Annotated in this window: 12 protein-coding genes; 4 read left to right on the top strand and 8 right to left on the bottom strand. The window is 72.2% G+C overall.

Annotated features, from left to right (window positions below):
• Positions 1–115: 115 nt before the first annotated feature.
• The 6 genes from ACZ4WV_RS10575 to ACZ4WV_RS10550 form a co-directional block, all read right to left on the bottom strand.
• A complete protein-coding gene (locus ACZ4WV_RS10575) occupies positions 116–1,048 on the bottom strand; it encodes an ROK family protein (protein ID WP_465744894.1) in 933 nt (310 codons plus the stop codon).
• Between the two features lie 119 nt (positions 1,049–1,167).
• Complete coding sequence (locus tag ACZ4WV_RS10570) at positions 1,168–4,218, bottom strand: alpha-mannosidase (protein ID WP_465744893.1); 3,051 nt, start codon at positions 4,216–4,218, stop codon at positions 1,168–1,170.
• A gap of 38 nt (positions 4,219–4,256) precedes the next feature.
• Entirely contained in the window at positions 4,257–5,513 is a 1,257-nt protein-coding gene (locus ACZ4WV_RS10565; protein WP_465744891.1) for a glycoside hydrolase 5 family protein, read from the bottom strand.
• Positions 5,514–5,585: 72 nt separating this feature from the next.
• Positions 5,586–6,449, bottom strand: coding sequence for a carbohydrate ABC transporter permease (locus ACZ4WV_RS10560; protein WP_465744889.1), 864 nt, complete (start codon positions 6,447–6,449; stop codon positions 5,586–5,588).
• Between the two features lie 4 nt (positions 6,450–6,453).
• On the bottom strand, positions 6,454–7,326 hold the full coding sequence (locus ACZ4WV_RS10555) for a carbohydrate ABC transporter permease (protein ID WP_465744887.1): 873 nt from the start codon (positions 7,324–7,326) through the stop codon (positions 6,454–6,456).
• Between the two features lie 139 nt (positions 7,327–7,465).
• Positions 7,466–8,755: an ABC transporter substrate-binding protein gene (locus ACZ4WV_RS10550; protein ID WP_465744885.1), complete on the bottom strand. Its 1,290-nt coding sequence runs from the start codon at positions 8,753–8,755 to the stop codon at positions 7,466–7,468.
• A 130-nt stretch (positions 8,756–8,885) separates the two neighbouring features.
• Here ACZ4WV_RS10550 and ACZ4WV_RS10545 point away from each other — a divergent pair, with 130 nt between their 5' ends.
• The 4 genes from ACZ4WV_RS10545 (at position 8,886) to ACZ4WV_RS10530 (ending at position 17,988) form a co-directional block, all read left to right on the top strand.
• Positions 8,886–9,977: a LacI family DNA-binding transcriptional regulator gene (locus ACZ4WV_RS10545; protein ID WP_465744883.1), complete on the top strand. Its 1,092-nt coding sequence runs from the start codon at positions 8,886–8,888 to the stop codon at positions 9,975–9,977.
• Between the two features lie 350 nt (positions 9,978–10,327).
• Complete coding sequence (locus tag ACZ4WV_RS10540; RefSeq protein WP_465744881.1) at positions 10,328–12,772, top strand: endo-beta-N-acetylglucosaminidase; 2,445 nt, start codon at positions 10,328–10,330, stop codon at positions 12,770–12,772.
• 48 nt (positions 12,773–12,820) lie between these two features.
• Positions 12,821–17,023 carry a glycoside hydrolase family 38 N-terminal domain-containing protein gene (locus ACZ4WV_RS10535; RefSeq protein WP_465744879.1) on the top strand — a complete coding sequence of 1,401 codons (4,203 nt, stop codon included), beginning with the start codon at positions 12,821–12,823 and terminating at the stop codon, positions 17,021–17,023.
• A 602-nt stretch (positions 17,024–17,625) separates the two neighbouring features.
• The gene (locus tag ACZ4WV_RS10530; protein ID WP_465744877.1) at positions 17,626–17,988 is read left to right on the top strand and encodes a hypothetical protein; all 363 of its coding nucleotides are present in this window, start codon (positions 17,626–17,628) and stop codon (positions 17,986–17,988) included.
• 232 nt (positions 17,989–18,220) lie between these two features.
• On the opposite strand, the gene ACZ4WV_RS10525 is transcribed toward ACZ4WV_RS10530, so the two are convergent.
• Both ACZ4WV_RS10525 and ACZ4WV_RS10520 read right to left on the bottom strand, forming a co-directional pair.
• Positions 18,221–18,919 (bottom strand): SDR family oxidoreductase, encoded by a 699-nt coding sequence (locus ACZ4WV_RS10525; RefSeq protein WP_465744875.1) that lies wholly within the window; start codon positions 18,917–18,919, stop codon positions 18,221–18,223.
• 256 nt (positions 18,920–19,175) lie between these two features.
• Positions 19,176–19,781, bottom strand: coding sequence for an SGNH/GDSL hydrolase family protein (locus ACZ4WV_RS10520; RefSeq protein ID WP_465744873.1), 606 nt, complete (start codon positions 19,779–19,781; stop codon positions 19,176–19,178).
• Positions 19,782–20,098: the final 317 nt, after the last annotated feature.

Below are 20,098 nucleotides of genomic sequence, written 5' to 3'. Positions count from 1 at the left end.
GCCGGGGCGCGGGGCCGCCGCCGGTGGCGGCCTCCGGCGGCGAGCGGTCAGCGATGGCGGGTGGTCAGCCTTGACGGGTGGTCAGCCTTGGCGGGTCGTCAGCCTTGACGGGCGGTCAACGGCAGAGCGCGGCCGCGCCGACCAGCCCGGCGTCGGTGCCGAGTTCGGCGCGGCGCACGTCCAGCCCGCGGATGTAGGAGAGGGCGGCGTAGCGGTCCAGGTGCCGGGCGAGCGGGGCGAACAGCACCTCCCCGGCGGTGGCGACGCCGCCGCCGACCACCACCCGGTCGAGGTCGACCAGGGCGGCCGTGGCGGCGATCCCGGCGGCCAGCGCCTGGGCGGCGCGGTCGAAGGAGGCGACGGCGATCGGATCGCCCGCCGCGGCGCAGACGGCGACGGCCCGGGCGGTCCGGTCCTCGCCGGGGGGCCGCCAGCCGTCGGCGAGGGCCCGGCGGGCGATCGCGGTGCCACTGGCCAGGCCCTCCAGGCAGCCGCGCGAGCCGCACGGGCAGGGCTCGCCGTCCAGGTCGACGGTGATGTGGCCGAGGTGCCCGGCGTTGCCGCTGGGGCCCGGGCGGACGGCGCCGTCGAGGACCAGTCCGGCGCCGACGCCCGTGGACACCACCAGGCAGAGCGCGTTGGCGGCGCCGCGGGCGGCGCCCTGCCAGTGTTCGGCGGCGGCCATCGCGACGCCGTCCCCGGCCAGCCGGACGGGCAGCGCGCGGGCGGCCACCGCGGGGTGCGCGGCGATCTCGGCGACCAGCGGGAAGCCGCGCCAGCCCGGGATGTTGACCGGGCTGACGGTGCCGCCGGCGAGGTCCACCGGGCCGGCGCTGCCCACGCCGACGGCCGTCACGCCGGCCCAGTCGGCCGTACCGGCGAGCTGGTCCAGCACCTTGTGCACGGCGGCGAGCACGGCCGGGCCGGGCTCCTGGGCGGGGGTGGGCAGCTGGAGCCGGTGCCGCAGCCGTCCGTCGCCGTCGACCAGGGCGCCGGCGATCTTGGTGCCGCCGATGTCGACGGCGGCGAACAGGGGGGTGAGCGGCACGATGGGGCTCCAGGACAGGACAGGGCGGGGGCGGGGGCGGTGGTGCCCCGGCCGCGATGGCCGGGGCACCGGACAGCGTAGGCGGACCGGCGCTGCGCCGGCTCGGGCGGACCGGTCGGTCAGGCGGCCGCGCTGAGCCGGAGCGTGACCAGTTCGAACGGCCGCAGGGCCAGTCGCACCACGCCGTCCTCCACCGCGACCTCGCCGCGGGTGCCGCCCCAGGGCCGCTCCAGCAGGTCGCACGGGACGGCGTCGGCCAGCGGGAAGGAGGTGGTGAGCCGGCCCCGGGCGCGCCCGCCGCCCGCCTCGTAGACCCGGACGATCAGGTCCCCGCTGCGGTCGTCGGCGAGCTTGACCGCGCTGACCACCAGGGCGTCGTTGTCCAGCTCGACCAGCGGCGCGACCCGCTCGGCGCTGCCGGTGACCCGCCGCTCGGGCAGGCCGATCCGGTAGCCCTCGCGGACGGCGTCGGCGATCACCGCGCCCGGGACGAGGGCGTGCCGGAAGCGGTGCGGGCCCTGGTCGGTCTTCGGGTCGGGGAAGCGCGGGGCGCGCAGCAGCGAGAAGCGGACCGTGGTGGTGGTGCCGCCGTCGGCGGCGCGCACGGTGCGCGTGACGTCGTGGCCGTAGGTGGAGGCGGTCACCAGGGCGACGCCCCAGCCGGGCTCGTCCAGGTGGACGAAGCGGTGGTTGCAGGCCTCGAACTTGGCGGCGTCCCAGCTGGTGTTGGTGTGGGTGGGCCGGTAGAGGTGGCCGAACTGGGTCTCGGCGGCGTAGCGCTCGGCGTGGACGTCCAGCGGGAATGCGGCCTTGAGGAACTTCTCGGTCTCGTGCCAGTCCACTTCCGTGTCGATGTCGAGCCGCTGCTCGCCGGCCCGCAGGGTGAGCGTCTGGACGACGGTGGAGGAGCCGAAGGAGCGCGCGACCCGGACGCGGGCGCGGTCGGGCTCCACGGTGGCGGTGAGCTCGTCCACGCCGGTCAGGTCGGTGACGGTGTTGCGGTAGAACTGGTCGACGTCCCAGGCGTCCCACATGTTGGGGAAGTCCGGGTGCAACTGGAGCAGGTTGGCGCGGCTGCCGGGGGCGACGGTCTCCCGACCGCTCGCCGTCTCGACCACCGAGCTGATCAGGCCGTCCGCGTCGACCTCGACCTCCAGCAGCCCGTTGCGCAGCGTATAGCCGCCCTCGGGCCGCTCGACCGCCGTACAGGCCGTTCCGTCCCCGGCGGCACCGGCGACGGCGGCCGCCCCGCCCGCCGGGACGGCCGAGCGCGCGTGCGGCGCCGCGTTGAACACCAGCTCGCGGCCGCCCGAGGCCTCGCCGGCCAGCGCCTGCTGGGCCGCCCCGATCAGCTCCTCCAGCTCGCGGGCCAGCGCCGCGTACGTCGCCTCGGCCTCCCGGTGCACCCAGGCGATCGAGGAGCCGGGCAGGATGTCGTGGAACTGGTGCAGCAGCACGGTCTTCCAGATCCGGTCCAGTTGCTCGTACGGGTACTCGGCGCCGGTGCGCAACGCGGCGGTCGCGCACCAGAGTTCGGCCTCGCGCAGCAGGTTCTCGCTGCGCCGGTTGCCCTGCTTGGTCCGCGCCTGGCTGGTCAGGGTGGCCCGGTGCAGCTCCAGGTAGAGCTCGCCGACCCACACCGGCGGGTTCGGGTACTCCGCCTCGGCCTTGGCGAAGAACTCGGCGGGCTTCTCCCAGCGGACGGTGGCCGAGCCCTCCAGGTCCCGCATCCGGGCGGCCTTGGCGACCATCTCGCGGGTCGTCCCGCCGCCGCCGTCGCCCCAGCCGGTCGGGGCGAGCGAGTGCCTGGCCACCCCCTTGTCCTTGAAGTTCCGTGCAGCGTGGGCGATCTCGCTGCCCTTCATCGAGCAGTTGTACGTGTCCACGGGCGGGAAGTGGGTGAAGATGCGGGTGCCGTCGATGCCCTCCCAGAGGAAGGTGTGGTGCGGGAACGTGTTGACCTGGCTCCACGAGATCTTCTGGGTGAGCAACCACTTGGAGCCCGCGTTGCGGATGATCTGCGGCAGGCCGCCGGTGAAGCCGAAGGTGTCCGGCAGCCAGGCCTCCTGGTTCTCGACGCCGAACTCCTCCAGGAAGAACCGCTTGCCGTGGACGAACTGCCGGGCCATCGCCTCCGAACTCGGCATGTTGGTGTCGGACTCCACCCACATGCCGCCGGCCGGGACGAACCGCCCCTCGGCCACCGCCTTGCGGACCCGGGCGTAGACCTCGGGGCGGTGCTCCTTGATCCAGGCGTACTGCTGGGCCTGGGACATGGTGTAGAGGAATTCCGGCTCCTCCTCCAGCAGGGCGGTCATGTTGGCGGTGGTGCGGGCCACCTTGCGGACGGTCTCGCGCAGCGGCCACAGCCAGGCGGAGTCGATGTGGGCGTGGCCGATCGCGCTGATCCGGTGCGCGGACGGCACGGCGGGTGCGGCCAGGACGCCGGCCAGCTCCGAACGGGCCGCTGTGGCCGTGCCGTTGACGTCCTGGAGGTCGATCGCGTCGAGGCAGCGCTCGACGGCGCGCAGGATCTCCCAGCGGCGGGCGCCCTCCACCGGCAGCTCGGCCATCAGCTCGCCGAGCACCTCCAGGTCCAGCGAAAGCTGCCAGACGGTCTCGTCGAAGACCGCCAGGTCCATCCGGGCCAGCTTGTACTGCGGCTGGTCGCCCGCCGTCTCGCGGTCGCCCAACTCGGTGGGCAGGAAGGGGTGGTAGTCCAGGATCACCGGGTTGGCGGCGGCCTCGACGTGCAGCAGCACCTGCTCGCCGCCGGCTGCCGAAGCGGCGATCCGCACCCACTGGTTGCGCGGGTTGAGGCCCTTCACCGGGCTGCCGTCCGGGCGGTAGACCAGACCCTCGCACTGGAAGCCGGGCATGTTGGCGTCGAAGCCGAGGTCGATCAGCGCCTCTACGGTGCGCCCGGCCCAGGCCTCGGGGACGGTGCCGCTCACCGTCAGCCAACTGGTGCTCCACGGCGCGCCCCAGGCGTCCCCGACGGCGATCGGGGTGCGCGGCGCGGCCAGGCCCTCGGCGACCGGGACGGGCTCACCGGAGGCGGTCCAGATGCCGGCCTCCAGCGGGACGGACTCGGGGTAGACCGCCGGGAGGATGCGCTCCTCCAGGACGCGCTTGAGGCGGGACTCGACCAGGGTGCGGTCATCGTGCATGTCGGCAGGCTCCGTTGCGTGGCGGGGGTCGGCGGTGGCTAGAGAGAACGTACGTCGTCGGGGCGGACCACCTCGGTGATGCCCCGCGCGGCCAGGTGCGCCCGGTCCTCGGCGCGCTCGGCGAGCACGGTCGTCGGGCGGACGCCCTCCTCGGCGAGGCGCATGAACGCCTCGTACACCGGGCCGCCGGGGCCGCAGACCGAACGCCGGGGTGAGGTGACCTCGTCGCCGGTGGTCACCACCACGGCGGTGGCTCGGGGCTTGGGCGGCTGCCAGGAGCGGCGGGCCTCGGCTGCCGCCCCGGCGAGCCGGGCACCGGCCGGCTTGACCTGCCGGTCGGTGGTCAACAGGCCGAGGCTGTACTCCAGTTCGGGGAAGTCGGCGAGCGAGCGGTCCACGTCGTGCGAGCACCACCAGGTGACGCCCCACAGGTCCGGGCAGTCCAGCACGGCCGCCACGGTGGCGCCGGTGAACCGGGCCGCGTCCTCGGCGGTGATGTGCGGGGCGGGCGCGCCGACCTCCTGCAGCCAGACCGGGCGAGCCGGGTCGTCCGCCCAGGCCTTGGACAGCTCGACCAGGTAGGCGGCGTGCTGGGCGGTGGCGGTGGAGCGGGCCCCGTAGCGCTGGGCCGTGCCGTTGAACACCCAGGAGTGCACGGCCGTGGCGGCACCGATCCGGGCCGAGTGCCAGGGCGTGAACGGGTGCTCGTCCAGGTACCAGGCCGCATCGTACGAGGCGTGCAGGTGCAGCCGCCCCGGCGCGCCCTGCTCGCAGGCGGCGAGCATCCGGCGCAGCCAGGCCTGCGCCTCGGCGGGCGTGACGCGGTCCGGGTCGGGGTGCGGGGCGCCGGAGAACTGGTTGATCTCGTTGCCGAGCGTCATCCCGAGGAAGTTGGGCCGCTCGCGCAGCGCCGCGGCCAGGGTGCGCAGGTAGGCCTCCTGGCCGTCCAGGACCTCGGGGTCGGTGAAGAGGTTGCGCCGGTGCCAGGTCCGGGTCCAGGAGGGCAGGAAGTCGAAGCTCGACAGGTGGCCCTGCAAGCCGTCCACCGCGACGTCCAGGCCGCGCTCGCCGGCCGCGTCCACCAGGGCGGCGAGCTGCTCGACGGCGCGCGGGCGGATCAGGGTGCGGTTGGGCTGGAACACCGGCCACAGCGGGAAGACCCGGACGTGGTCCAGCCCGAGGGCGGCGATGGAGTCGAAGTCGGCGCGCACGGAGTCGAGGTCGAAGTCGAGCCAGTGGTGGAACCAGCCGTTGCTGGGGGTGTAGTTGACGCCGAAGCGCGGGGCGGTGGTCACGGAGGGCTTTCTCCCACGGGATTCGGGACGTACGGACGGCGAGCGGTCCTGCGGAGCGGGGCTCCGGGCGCCTCAGCCCTTCACGGCTCCCTCCTCGACGCCCTTGAAGAAGAAGCGCTGGCAGACGGCGAACACCACGACGATCGGCAGGAAGGCGATCATGGTGCCGGCCGCGATCAGCCGGGGGTTGGCGGAGAAGGTGCCGTTGAGGTACTGGAGGCCGACGGTGAGGGTGTACTTCTGCGGGTCATTGAGCACGATCAGTGGCCAGAGGAAGTCGTCCCAGGCGCCGATGAAGGTGAAGATGACGATCACACTGAGCATGCCGCGCACGTTCGGCAGGCCGATGTGCCACAGGCGCTGCCAGACGTTGGCGCCGTCGACCAGCGCGGCCTGGTCCAGCTCGGCCGGGACGGCGGCGAAGGCGGTGCGCATCAGCAGCACGTTGAGCATCGCGATCGCCCCCGGCAGGGCCACGCCGGCCAGGCTGTCGGCCAGGCCGAGGCCGCGCACCAGCACGTACTGGGAGACGATGGTGACCTCGCCGGGCAGCACCAGGGTGGCCAGGAAGAGGCCGAGGACCAGCTTGGCGCCGCGGAACCGCAGCCTGGCCAGCGCGTAGCCGGCCAGGGTGCAGCCGACCACGTTGCCGGTGATGCAGACGGCCGCCACGATCACCGAGTTGAGGGCGTAGGTCCACACCGGGATGGTCTCGGCGACCTTGCCGTAGTTGCCCAGGGTGGGCTGGTCGGGCAGGAAGGCCGGGGTGCTGGTGTAGACGTCCTCGGCAGGACCCTTGAGGGAGGTGGACAGCTGCCACAGGAACGGGCCGATGACCAGCAGCAGGACGAGGACCAGCAGCAGGTAGCGGGCGGCGGTCTGCGCGGGGGACGGCGTGTTGAAGCCGCGGGCCGTCTTCGGGCGGAGGGTGGTCACGGGCTCAGACCGCCTTCCGGTTCAGCCGCATCAGGAACAGCATCGGGCCGAGGGTGATGACGAACAGCAGCAGGCTGAGCGCGGAGGCGTAGCCCAGGTGGCCGTTGAAGCCGCGACTGTACATCTGGATCAGCATCACCACGGACATGTCCCGTCCGCCGGGGCCGCCCTGGCCGTTGGAGAGCACGTACAGCTCGGAGAAGACGCGCAGCGAGCTGACCGAGATCAGGGCCGAGATCAGCACCATGGTCGGGCGCACCCCGGGCAGGGTGACGTGCCAGAACCGGCGCAGCGAGGCCGCGCCGTCCACGGCGGCCGCCTCGTGCAGCTCGCGCGGGACGTTGGCGAGCGCGGACAGGTAGATGACCATGTAGTAGCCGAGGCCCTTCCAGACGGTGAGGGCGATCGCGCTGAACAGCAGCAGCCAGCGGTCGGTGAGGAACGAGACCGGGGTGTCGGCCAGCCCGGTCTGCCGGAGCAGTCCGTTGACCAGGCCGCGGTCGTCCAGCACCCAGCCCCAGATCAGCGCCACCACGACGGCGGAGGCGATCACCGGGGTGTAGAAGGCGGTGCGGAAGAAGGTGATGCCGGGGACGCGGCGCTGGACGAGCAGCGCCAGCAGCAGCGGCAGGACGGTCAGCAGGGGGAGGCAGACCAGCATGAAGACGATGCTGTTGAGCAGGGCGGCGGCCAGCTGGTCGTCGTCGAGCAGGCGGCCGTAGTTCTCCAGGCCGGTGAACCGCCCGCCGCCCAGGGGCTTGGCGTTGGTGAAGGACAGGATCACCGTGTTGACGGCCGGCCAGAGGTTGAAGACGGCCAGCCAGAGTATCGCGGGCCCGGCGAGCAGCCAGGGGGTGAACCAGCGCCGGTGGGTCATGCCGTTGCCTTCCTGGGGCTCGGCCCCGCCGGGGCCCGGGGTGGTGCGGGCGGCGCGGGGCCTGGGGGTGCGGGTCATTCCCGGGGCGGCGGGCCTGGGGGCGCCCGCCGCCTCTCCGGTACGGTCCTCGGGCGGGTGCTCAGCCCTTGAGCAGCTTGTCGCACTGTTCGACGGCGGCGTCCAGCGCCTGCTGGGAGCTGGTCTCGCCGCTGATGGCCAGGGCGAACTGCTGCTTGATGACGGTGGCCATCGCGTCATCCACCTCGACCGGCTGGATCAGCTTGGCCTTGGCGAGCGAGGTGAAGGCGATCACCTTGGCGTCGCCCGCGTTGGTGCCGTCGCTCTTGCTGAAGAAGGGGTCGTTCGCGGAGGCCTTGGTGGACGGGAAGACGCTGGTCAGGTGGGCGAAGGCGGCCTGGTTCTCGGGGCTGGTGACCCAGCGGGCGAGGGCGACCGCCGCGGCCGGGTTCTTGGTGCTCTTGGGGATGGACAGGCCCTGGACGTACAGCGGCGGGGTGGCCATCGCGGGGGAGGGGACGACCTTCGGCGCCAGCGTCGGGTTGTCGGTGGCGAGGCTGGTGATGAAGTTGCCGCCGCCGGTGGTCCAGGCGGCCGTGCCGGAGCTGAACAGCTTGGAGTTGCCGGCGTAGGTGTCGGTCAGCACGCCGTTGGGCATCAGGCCTTCCTTGAAGGCGTCGCGGTACTTGCCCAGCAGGGCGGCGGCCTCGGGGGTGTTGAAGGTGAAGGACTTGCCGTCGTCGGCCATGATCTTCACGCCGATGTTGTAGAGGTCGCCGAGGCCGGGCTTGCGGCTCATCAGGTAGGTCTGGCCGCCGGACCTCTCCTTCATCATCCGGGCCTGGGCGATCAGTTCGTCCAGGGTGGTCGGGGGCTTCTTCGGGTCCAGCCCGTTCTTCGTGAGGAGGTCGGAACTCCAGTAGTTCACATCGGTGTTGAGGTACCACGGGTAGCCGAAGGTGCCCTGGTAGCCGTGGTAGCGGTAGGCCTCGACGCCGCCGGCGACGTACTCGTCGGCGAGCTTGGGGTCGGCCTTGGCGACGTCCAGCAGGACGTCCTTCTTCGCGAGCGGGTAGGCGAAGTCCGGGGGGAGGTTGACCACGTCGGGCAGGGTGCCGGAGGCCGCCTGGCTGAGCACCTTGTCGGAGTAGCCCTCGCCGGGCTGGTCCAGCCAGTCGACCTCGACGCCGGGGTACTTCTTCTTGAAGCCGTCGATGACGCCCTGCATGTAGTCGGTGAACTTGGGCTTGAGCGCCCAGGTCTGGAGCGAGACCTTGCCCCTGACCTCACCGGTGGCGGCCGCACTCGCCACGCTGTCACTGCTCTTGCTGTCTCCGGAGCCGAGTCCGCAGCCGGTGAGGGCCGCCGCGGTGAAGGCCGTGGTCGTCAGTGCCGCCCAGATTCTTCGCATGAGGGTCTCCCGGTCCTGGGGGTGGGTGGGGATGGCGCGGATATCAGAACCTGACGAACTAAACCGGTCTAGCTATGGCAGGGACTATGCTCCCGCCTAAACTTGGCTGTCAAGAGAGGAGTCGGGTTCTGTGGGCAGACCGACGATCGCCGACATCGCGCGCCAGGCCGGTGTCTCCAAGGGCGCGGTGTCCTTCGCGCTCAACGGCCGCCCGGGGGTCAGCGAGGCGACCCGGGCCCGCATCCTGCGGGTCGCCGAGGAGATGAACTGGCGGCCGCACAGCGCCGCGCGCGCCCTCGGCGGAGCCAGGGCGGACGCCGTCGGCCTGGTCATCGCCCGCCCGGCCCGCACCATCGGCGTCGAGCCGTTCTTCAGCCAACTGCTCTCCGGCCTCCAGGCGGTGCTCTCGGCCAGCTCCGTCGCGCTCCACCTGATGGTGGTCGAGGACACCGCCGCCGAGATCGAGGTCTACCGGCGCTGGGCCTCCGAACACCGGGTGGACGGCTTCATCGTGGTCGACCTCCAGGTCAAGGACCCGCGCCTGCCGGTGCTGGACGAACTCGCGCTGCCCGCCGTCGTCCTGGGCGGCCCGGGCAAGGGCGGCGGGCAGCTGCGGATCTGGGCCGACGACCGGGCGGCGATGCTCTCCATCGTCGACTACCTCGCCGCCCTCGGGCACCGCCGGATCGCCCACCTCGCCGGGCTGCCGCACTTCCAGCACACCCAGCGGCGGATCCGCGCCCTGCGCGACGCCTCCCGCCGGCTCGGCCTGGAGGAGGCCCTGTCCGTGCCCACCGACTTCAGCGACGCCGAGGGTGCGGCGGCCACCCGTACCCTGCTCTCCCGGGCCAGGCGGCCCACCGCGATCGTCTACGACAGCGACGTGATGGCCGTCGCCGGGCTCGGTGTGGCGGGGGAGATGGGCGTCGCGGTGCCCGGCGAGCTGTCCATCGTGTCCTTCGACGACTCGGTGCTCGCCCGGATCGTCCACCCGCCGCTGACGGCGCTCAGCCGGGACACCTTCGCGCTCGGCGAGCAGGTCGCGCACAGCCTGCTGGAGGCGGTGGAGGAGGCCGGTCCCGGCCGGGACCTCCAGATGCCCACGCCCCGGCTGACCGTGCGGGAGTCCACCTCGCCGCCGGGTGTCACCGTTCCGAGTGCCATCGCCCCGGGTGTCACTGGCCCGGGTGTCACTGCCCCGGGCGGGCCGATCGGCGGTTGAGGCTCCGCTTCCCCCGGCGGGGTGGTTGCTGCGCGAGTCGTTGACAGCGGTCCTGAACCGGTTTAGCCTCGCTGCGCCGAGTGGCCACGCTCGACGCGTTCCCCCGCCGCCTCGCTCAGCCCCGCCTCGCCCAGCTCTCCCGCTGCGCCTGTACGTCCGCGTGTGTCTTGGTTCGTGAGCAGCGGCGCCGTTCCCACCGGATCCATGGGATCCGTGATCCGTCTGATCCGTGTGTACCGCCTGAACCGTCTGAGTCATCCGAATCAGCACCGGCACGCCCGCATGCATCCGGGCCCCCTTGCGCCACGGCGGGCCCGTCCCCACCCCCTCCGCTCGATCGGAGCCACCGCATGTCACGACGCCTCCCCCTGCTGCTCAGCGCCGCCCTCGCGACGGCCGCGCTGACCGCCACCCCCTCCGCCTCGGCCGAACCGAGACCGGCCCCGGCGCCCGCCGTCACCGCCGCCCCGGGCAGTCAGCCGTACGCCTCCTCCTGGTACCCCGGCACCATCCTGAACTGGGACCCGGCCACCGACCCCGACGCCCGGTTCAACCGCTCCCGCGTCCCGCTTCAGCCCCGCATCAGCGATCCGGCGCTCGCCGCGAACCCCAACGCCCGGGCGGGCGAAGGGAAGATCGCCTCGCTGGTCTCCTTCGCCCCCACCTCCAACAATCCCTCCCAGGGCTCCGCCGACCCCAACTACTACGCCTTCGGCTACTGGCAGTACGTCGACAAGCTGGTGTTCTGGGGCGGCTCGGCCGGCGAGGGCCTGATCCTCGCCCCCAACCCGACCGTGATCGACGCCGCCCACCGCAACGGCGTCAAGGTGTACGGCACCGTGTTCTTCCCGCCCGCCGCGTACGGCGGGCAGATCCAGTGGGTCCGCGACTTCGTCCGGAAGTCCGGCACCCGCTACCCCGTGGCCGACAAGCTGGCCCAGGCCGCCCAGTACTACGGCTTCGACGGCTGGTTCATCAACCAGGAGACCGGCGGCGGGGATTCGGGCCTCGCGACCGAGCTGCGCAACCTGATGCAGTACACCAAGGCGCAGAGCAGCACCGACTTCATGTGGTACGACGCGATGACCACCTCGGGCGCGGTGGACTGGCAAAACGCCCTCACGACCGCCAATTCGCCCTTCCTCCAGGACGGTTCCAAGCGCACCTCGGACTCGATGTTCCTCAACTTCGGCTGGACGACCGACGGACTGGACTCCTCCCGCACGCTCGCCCGACAACTCGGCCGCAGCCAGTACGAGCTGTACTCCGGCATCGACACCGAGGCCAACGGCTACAACACCTCCGTCGACTGGAACACCCTCTTCCCGCCCGGGCAGCCGCACACCACCTCGCTCGGCCTCTACCGGCCCGAGTGGACCTGGAAGTCCGCCACCGACCGAGCCGACTTCTACGCCAAGGACGCCCGCTACTGGGTCGGCGGCAACAACGACCCCTCGGAGATCGACCTCTCGTCCGGCTGGCCCGGCCTGGCCGGCTACGTCGCCGAGTCCTCGCCGATCACCGCCAAGCCCTTCGTCACCAGCTTCAACACCGGCCAGGGCGACTTCTACGACGCGGCCGGCACCCGGGTCGCCACCGGCGGCTGGAACAACCTCTCCCTCCAGGACGTCCCGCCGACCTACCGCTGGGTGGTCGACTCGACCGGCAGCAAGCTCAGCCCGACCATCGACTTCACCGACGCCTACCAGGGCGGCTCCTCGCTGCGACTGACCGGCACCCTCAACGCGACCAACACCGTCCGGCTGTACGAGACCAGCCTGCCGGTCGCGGCGAACACCAAGCTCGACCTGGTGGTCAAGACGCCGGCCGCCGGGCCGACCAAGCTCAGGGCGGCCGTCTCCTTCACCGACTCCCCGCGCAGTTTCACCACCGTGGGCGTCGGTTCCAACTCCGGCACCGGCTGGGAACGCCACACCCTCGACCTCTCACCGTACGCGGGCCGCACCATCTCCCAGCTCGCCCTCCAAGTGGTGGGCTCCGACCCGGCCTACGACCTCAAGGTCGGCCAAGTCGCCCTCTACGACGGGGCGGTGCAGACTCCGGCGGCACCGAGCGGGCTGACCGTCCTCGGCGCGAACGACGTGACGCCCGGCGCCAGCCAGTCGCTGCGCCTCTCCTGGACGGCCGCAGCCGGCGGCAACGTCCACCACTACGAGGTGTACCGGCGCAACGCGGACGGCAGCCGGACCCTCCTCGGCGCGACGCCCAATGACGCCTACTTCGTCGGTCGGCTCGACCGGGCCGGCACCGAACCGACCACCACCCTGGACGTGGAGGCGGTCTCCACCACCTACGGACGCTCCACCGCCGCCTCCACCACGGTGAGTTGGACCGCCACCCCGCCGACCTCGGCCAACCTGGCGCTGAATCGCCCGGCCACCGCCTCCGGCCAGTGCAACGCCAACGAGGGGCCCGCCAAGGCCGTCAACGGCAGCGTCAACGGCGGAACCAGCGACAAGTGGTGCACCCTCACCTCTGCCAAGTGGCTGGAGGTGGACCTCGGTTCGGCGAAGAAGCTGAACAAGTTCGTGGTCAAGCACGCCCAGGCGGGCGGCGAGAGCGCCTCGTACAACACCCGGGACTTCTCGATCCAGGTCCGCTCCGGCTCCTCCGACCCCTGGACGACCGTCAGCACGGTGACCGGCAACACCGCGGGCACCACCACCCACCAGGTCGACACCACCGCCCGCTACGTCCGCCTGGTCGTCACCAAACCCACGCAGACCACCGATCCGGCCGCCCGCATCTACGAGTTCGAGGCCTGGGGCGCGTAACCCCGCCGCTCCTGCGGATCTTCGGTTCGGCAAGGAAAGGAAGCCCCCGTGCCGGTCATCTCCATCACCGCCGTCGAGAGCACCGACCTGTTCGTCGGCCCCGAGGACGCCCCCCGCCAGATCCTGCGGGTGACGACCGAGGGCCCGGCCGCCCGGATCAGCGTCAGCGGCCCGGGCGTTCACGGCGAGGCGACCGGCACGGGGCTGGTCGACGTTCCGCTGGAGATCACCGGCGCGGCCGTCGGGGCGCGACTGCCCGTCACCGTACGTGCGGGCGCGGCCGCGGCGGAGGCGCTCGTGGAGGTCGCGGAGCCCGGCTGGACGATGTTCCTGGTCTCCCACTTCCACTACGACCCGGTCTGGTGGAACACCCAGGCCGCCTACACCTCCCCCTGGGAGCTGCTCTCCGCCGACGCCACCACCCGGCCGCTGTGGGAGCGCAACGGCTTCGCGCTGGTCGACGCACACCTGGACCTCGCGCTGCGGGATCCGGTCTACAGGTTCGTGCTCGCCGAAGTCGACTACCTGAAGCCGTACTTCGACCAGCACCCGGAACGCCGCGAGACCCTGCGCCTGCTCCTGGAACGCGGACAGGTCGAACTGGTCGGCGGCACCTACAACGAGCCCAACACCAACCTCACCGGCGCCGAGACGACCATCCGCAACATCGTCTACGGCATCGGCTACCAGCGCGACATCCTCGGCGGCGACCCGCAAACCGCCTGGCAGGTCGACGTGTTCGGGCACGATCCGCAGTTCCCCGGCCACCTCGCCGCGGCCGGCCTCACCGGCAGCGCCTGGGCGCGCGGGCCGTTCCACCAGTGGGGCCCGATCCAGAAGAACTTCGGCGAGGCCAAGGACGACGCCCGGGTGATGCAGTTCCCGAGCGAGTTCGAGTGGATCGCGCCCGGCGGCGACGGCGTCCTCACCCACTACATGCCGCACCACTACTCGGCCGGCTGGTGGATGGACTCCGCCCCGGACCTTGCCACCGCCGAGCAGGCCGTCTACGAGCTGTACCGGAAGCTCAAGCCGGTCGGCGCGACGAAGAACCTGCTGCTGCCCGTCGGCACCGACTACACCCCGCCGAACAAGTGGGTCACCGAGATCCACCGCTCCTGGGCCGCCAAGTACCTCTGGCCCCGGTTCGTCTGCGCCACCCCGCGCGACTTCCTCGACGCCGTCCGCGCCGAACTGGCCGCCACCGGCCGCCGGCCCAGCCCGCAGACCCGCGACATGAACCCGGTCTACACCGGCAAGGACGTCTCGTACATCGACACCAAGCAGGCCCAACGCGCGGGTGAGGTCGCGGCGGTGGATGCGGAGAAGCTCGCCACGCTGGCCGTCGTGAACGGACTCGGACGCTACCCCGGCGCCGCACTCGACAAGGTGTGGCGCCAACTCGCCTACGGCGCGCACCACGACGCCATCACCGGATCGGAGTCGGACCAGGTCTACCTGGACCTGCTCGGAGGCTGGCGGGAGGCGTACGACCTGGCGACCGCCGTCCGGGACGCGGCGCTGGACGCGCTCACGGCGCGGATCTCGACGGTGGGCGCCGGTGCGACGGTGGGCGCGGGTTCGGCGGTGGTGGTCACCAACACGTTGTCCTTCGACCGGACGGACCTGGTCGCGGTTCAACTCCCGCCCGGCGAACGCTCTGTTCGGGTACTGGACGATGCCGGCCGGCCCGTGCCCAGCGCCGTCGACCGGGGCGTGCTGCGCTTCCTGGCCGAGGACGTCCCCGCGCTCGGCTGGCGCACCTGGCGGCTGGTCGAGGGCGCGACTCACTCCGCGTGGTCGGCCGCCGAGGGCACCACGATCGCCAACGCCCGCTACCGTGTGACGGCCGATCCGGCGCGCGGCGGCGGGCTCGCCTCGGTCTACGACCAGCTGCACGGGCGGGAGTTGATCCAGAACGGCCGGATCGGCAATGAGCTGCGGGTGTACGAGGAGTACCCGCAGCACCCCGACTTCGGCGAGGGCCCGTGGCACCTGGTGCCGAGCGGGCCGGTGGTCGGCTCCGGGGCCTCTGCTGCTTCGGTCCGCCGGGAGACCGGGCCGCTCGGCGAGCGGCTGGTGATCGAGGGAACGGTCGACGGCGTCCGGTACGAACAGACCGTGACCTCGTGGCTCGGCCTCGACCGGGTCGACTGCCGCACCCGGGTCGTGGACTACTCCGGCGCCGACCGGTTGCTGCGGCTGCGCTTCCCGGTGGACGTGCCCGGCGGGCTGCCGGTCAGCGAGGTGGCGGGCGCCGTCATCGGGCGCGGCTTCGCGATGCCGGACGTCGACGCGGCGGAGGCGCCGTGGACCCTGGACAACCCGGCCAACACCTGGTTCGGCCTGGGCGCCACCGCACGGGTGGTGCTGACCGACCCGATCGGTACGGTGACCGGCTCGCGGGCCCTCGGCGTGGCGGAAGTCGTCGTGCCGACGCTGGACGACGCCGCCGATGCCCGGCCGCTGGTGGTCGCGCTCGCCCGGGTCGGGGTCACCGCGACCACCTCGGGGGCGGACTGGGCGCGGTACGGCTGGCTGGACGTCGACTCCAACCTGCCCGACTTCCGGATCGTGGTCGGAGGACCGGAAGTGAACGCAGCCGCGCGCGAGTTGACCGATCGGGCCGGCGAGGAGTACGCGGCCGCCCTGAAGGCGCACGGCGCGGTGTGGGTGCCGGCGCTGACGCCGCTCGCCGACGTCTGGCGGCCGGACGCGGACCTACGCGACCTTCGGGCGCTGCCCGCGCTGATCGTCGCCGACCCCGCCGCGCTGGAAGACGACCTCGCCGACGCCCGGATCACGGCCGTCTGCCCCGGCCCCGTATCCGATCAACTCGCGGACCACAGCGTCGCGTTGCTCACCTTCGGACTGCCCGGCTTCGCGGTGGACGCCACCGGCGCACTGCACCTGTCGCTGATGCGCTCGTGCACCGGCTGGCCGTCCGGCGTCTGGATCGACCCGCCCCGGCGCACCCTGCCGGACGGCGCGTCCTTCCAACTCCAACAGTGGACGCACGAGTTCACCTACGCACTGGTCGGCGGGAACGGCGACTGGCGGGAGCAGACGCTGCCCGCGCGCGGCCAGGAGTTCAACCACCCGCTGTACACGCGGATCGTGGCGGCCCAGGAGGGCCCGCTACCCGCCACCCTCTCCTGGCTACGGGTCGAACCGCAGCGCGAGGTGCTGCTCGGCGCCCTCAAGCCGGCCGGGAACCCGATCGCCCACGGCTCGACGTCGTCCGGCGGGAGCGACCTCACCGTCCGCCTCATCGAGTCCACGGGCCTCGGCCGGACGGCACAGCTCACCGGCGCGCTAGGACTGGCCGACGTCCGACCAGCCGACCTGCTGGAACGCCCCCTCGGCACCGCCGTCGACGCCCTGGACCTCCCCGGCTCGCGGATCGCCACCCTGCTCGCCGCCCCCGCCATCGCGGCCGTGCTCGACGGACCGGTCCTCGGCCCGACCGCCGAATCCGCCCAGCCCGTCCACGCCCGCTACTGGCTGCACAACCGCGGCCCCGCGCCGCTCGGCTACCTGCCGGTGTCGGTCGGCGCCTCGCCGGGACTGCTGCGGACGGAGGGTGAGGCGGTGACGCTGTCCGTCGCCCTCTCCTCCCAGCTCCGGGACACCGCCGTCGAGGGCACGGCCGTCGTCCTGCCCCCGGAGGGGTGGACGACCAGCCTCGCCAGCCGCCCGTACCGGCTGCCCGCCGGCGGGCATCTGCGGTTCCCGGTGACGCTGACACCGCCGCCGGACGTCGAACCCGGGCTCCACTTCGCCGCCGTCCGCATCGAGTACGAGGGCCAGCAGATCGAGGACGTGGTGACCATCGCCGTCGGCGACCTGCCCGACCTGCTGCCCGTCCCCGGGGACACCCCCGAGGACTGGACGGCGGCGCAGGGCACCAAAGCCGACACCGGCCGCGACACCGGCCTGTCCGTCACCGTCCCGCACGAGACCCTGCGCGTCACCCCCGGCGGCCGCGCCACCCTCAGTCTCACCCTCACCAACCGCACCCGCGGCGAGATCCGGGGCGAGCTGCAACTCGTCTCCCCGTGGGGCACCTGGGAAGCCATCGCCGACCCCGTCCGAGGCTTCACCGTCCCAGCCGGTACATCCGTAACCGTCGATTTGGCGATCACCGCCCCCGAATCCACCGACCCCGGCGCGTACTGGGCGCTCGCGAAGGTCATGTGGTTCGGCCGCTGCCAATACGCCCCGACCGTCGCCCTGGTGGTGGAGGCATGACTCTCGGGCTTCTCGACGAGGCCCGTGGAAAGCCGCCCTCCTCGACACCGCCACCATCCCGCAGGACCACGACCCCACCCCCGCCCTACGCGAAGCCGCCCGCCGCACCGCCTTCGTCCGCCGGCTCGACCGGCAACGGGCGAGACGCGTCACCCTGGTGGCAGGACTGGAACACCCCGGCGACCCTGCCCAACCGGACAACCGCCACCGCCACTGAGACGGGCCCCGGCAACGAGCCTACCCAGCCCCGCCCCGGGTCTGGCCCGGCGTCACCGCCAACGCGAAATCGTCCCGGGCGTTGAGGTGAGGTCCCACTCGCGGGGGAGCAGTCCCGCCTTTGCGGATGATCCCGTTGCGTCCCGCGCGGTGGCACGGTGAAACCGGCTGGTCCGCCTCGCTCAACCCTGGAGCCCGCAATGTCTCGTCAGATGCCCGCGCCACCATCGGATTCTCCGATCACGGCCCCTCGCTGGGCGGTGCGTGCGGCGTGGGCGACGGTGCTCTGCACAGTGCCTTCGTGTGTGTGGCGGCTCGCCCTCGGGTTCGGAGCGGATGTCGGTTTCACCGGACGACTCGGTTCTCTCTACACAGGGACCCCGATCATGGTCTACGTGCTGATCCTGTCGGTGGTCTCGCAGGCGGCCGCCTGCCTGACGCTGGGCCTGGTGAAGCCGTGGGGCGAACGGGTGCCGCGCTGGATTCCGCGGTTGGGCGGCCGCCGCATCCCGCCGCCGGCGGTGGCCGTACCCGCCACAGCGGGCGCCATTGCGGTGACGGGGCTGTGCGCCGCGGTCACCCTGGTGCCAGGAGGGCCGCTCGACAACCCCGACTTCCCGCACGACACGGCAGGCGTGATCATGGACGTCTGCTACGCACCCCTACTGGCCTGGGGGCCCCTGGTCGCTGCCCTCACCATCGCCTACATCCGACGCCGTCGGGCAGGCGAACAGGCCTGCTCATCCTGAGGGCGGAATCATCGCCTGGTGCTACTGCCGCTGGCGGGATACGCCTTCTGGGTGGCCCTTCGCTCCACGGAGCGAAGGGCCACCGGGTCAGATGGCGTGATAGTCGAACTCGCCCGCTTCGGCGGCTCGGAGGAACGTGGCGAATTCGGCGGGGGTGGTGCGAACTACGATTTAGGGGTTGTTCGGTCGATCACGTAAGTCGCTAAGCCTTTCGACCCTTGGCAGGTCTACCTCAGCCGACCTGCCCCGTCGGCCGCATCGTGATGTGGTTGATGTCCACGCCCGCGGGCTGGTTGATGGCGAACACGATCGTGTCCGCGATCTGCTCGGCGGTCATCGTGGCGGCTGCCTCGGGGGTGCCGCCGCGGGCGTGCCAGAAGGGGGTGTCCACGATGCCGGGGGCGACAACGGTGACGCCGACTCCGTCCTGGCCGACCAGGAGGCGGGTGTTCTCGGCGAGGGCGTGGGCGGCCCACTTGGTGACGGAGTAGAGGTTGCCGGGGGTGTGGCGGACACCGGCGACCGAGCCGATGATCACGATTCGGCCCTTGGAGGTCCTCAGGTGGGGCAGGGTCTCCTGGATCAGCAGGGCGGGGCCCAGGACGTTGGTGAGGATCATGGCGCGCATGTCCTCAGGGGCGTGGGTCTCCAGGTTGCCGGGCAGGGAGAAACCAGCGTTGGCTATGACGTTGTCCAGCTGGCCCCAGGTGTCCAGCACGTGGCGGACGGCGGCAGCGACGTCATCCGCTTCGCCGGCGTCGCCGGTGATCGTCAGCAGCCGCTCGCCCGCCCCCGCGGTGGTCGCGAAGGCGGCAAGCTTGCCCGCGTCGCGTCCGGTGACGGCCACGCGGTGGCCCTGCTTGAGCAGGGCGCGGGCGGTGGCGGCGCCGATTCCGGTCGAGCCACCGGTGATCAGCGTGACGGGGTCCATGGGACGGCCTCCTCGGCGATGGGGTCATCGGGGCAAAGCGCCTGCACTATACCCAGCGATCTTCAACGCTCGCTCCTGGCTTTCTCCGACGGCTCCGGTCCTGACTGCGGATCACGAGTTAGGCAGCGCCCTGTCTACCTGCGGAAACGAGGCATCGGCATGTCATCCCGGAGAAGGCCGACCAGCGGCCGGTCGCCGCAGGCGCGGCAGCGCCGGTGGCCGGCCGCCCGGCTTCGACAAGTAAGCCCGCGGCCCGTCACAGCTCGGTGAGTTCGCCCAGGCCGAGGCTGCGCAGCGTGTGGTTGGCCATCTGGAGGTGGCCGGCGGCGTTGGGGTGGGCGGGGTCGTCCAGCCAGCCGAGTGCCTCGCCGTCGGGGAAGTAGGCGAGCCAGTGGGCCTCGTGGTCGACGAGCTGGGCGCCGGTCTCCTCGGCGAGTTCGCGGACGGCCTGGCAGTAGGCGGGCTGTTCGGCGCGGAAGGCACGGCCGGCGTGGCTGACGACGAGGGGCGTGTGTAGCACGATCTGTGCGCCGGCGGAGCGGTCGATGATCTCGCGCATCGCGTCGCGGAACTCCTTGACGCCGTCCAGGCCGGCGCGGGCGTCGTTGGTGCCGAGCGACAGCGACAGCACGTCCGGGGCGAACCGTCCGATGACGAAGTCGTACGCCGCGAGCACGTCCGTGGCCTTCCAGGCCGAGACGCCCGAGTTGATCACGATGTCGGTCAGCCGCTCGAGCTGCCAGCACACGCGTTCCTGTACGTGCTCCACCCAGCCGCGGGCGCCGTGGGTGTGGTGGACGGCCTGGGTGATGCTGTCCCCGGCCATGACCCAGGTCATCGGCTCGTCCGAGAGTGCGATCATGCGTTCGTTCCCCTTGATCGTCGGTCCTGCGGTGCAGTTGCTTGATGCAACGCTCGGGACGGCGATCATATTCACGTGTGAGCGGCGCCGGAGGAATCGGTGGCACCTTGACCAGGCCTGATCCTTCGGTCTGCGGGTGCGAAGCGGTCGGGCCCGGGGGGGGGGGGGGGGGGGGGGGGGGGGGGGGGGGGGGGGGGGGGGGGGGGGGGGGGGGGGGGGGGGGGGGGGGGAGAAGGAACAACCCCACCACACCGTGCCCTACGTACACCACCCCCCCCCCCCTCCCCCCAACGGCACACGGGAGGCGGGGGGCGGCC

This window comes from Kitasatospora sp. NPDC029312, from assembly GCF_055569215.1.
The sequence above is the reverse complement of the archived record's forward strand: the minus strand, read 5'-3'. Positions and strand labels throughout refer to the sequence as shown.

Excerpts from the sequence above, each read along its gene's own strand:
- ACZ4WV_RS10520 (WP_465744873.1), bottom strand. The coding sequence starts at position 19,781 with ATGATCGCACTCTCGGACGAGCCGATGACCTGGGTCATGGCCGGGGAC.
- ACZ4WV_RS10530 (WP_465744877.1), top strand. The coding sequence starts at position 17,626 with ATGGTCTACGTGCTGATCCTGTCGGTGGTCTCGCAGGCGGCCGCCTGC.
- ACZ4WV_RS10570 (WP_465744893.1), bottom strand. The coding sequence starts at position 4,218 with ATGCACGATGACCGCACCCTGGTCGAGTCCCGCCTCAAGCGCGTCCTG.
- ACZ4WV_RS10525 (WP_465744875.1), bottom strand. The coding sequence starts at position 18,919 with ATGGACCCCGTCACGCTGATCACCGGTGGCTCGACCGGAATCGGCGCC.
- ACZ4WV_RS10550 (WP_465744885.1), bottom strand. The coding sequence starts at position 8,755 with ATGCGAAGAATCTGGGCGGCACTGACGACCACGGCCTTCACCGCGGCG.
- ACZ4WV_RS10555 (WP_465744887.1), bottom strand. The coding sequence starts at position 7,326 with ATGACCCACCGGCGCTGGTTCACCCCCTGGCTGCTCGCCGGGCCCGCG.
- ACZ4WV_RS10540 (WP_465744881.1), top strand. The coding sequence starts at position 10,328 with ATGTCACGACGCCTCCCCCTGCTGCTCAGCGCCGCCCTCGCGACGGCC.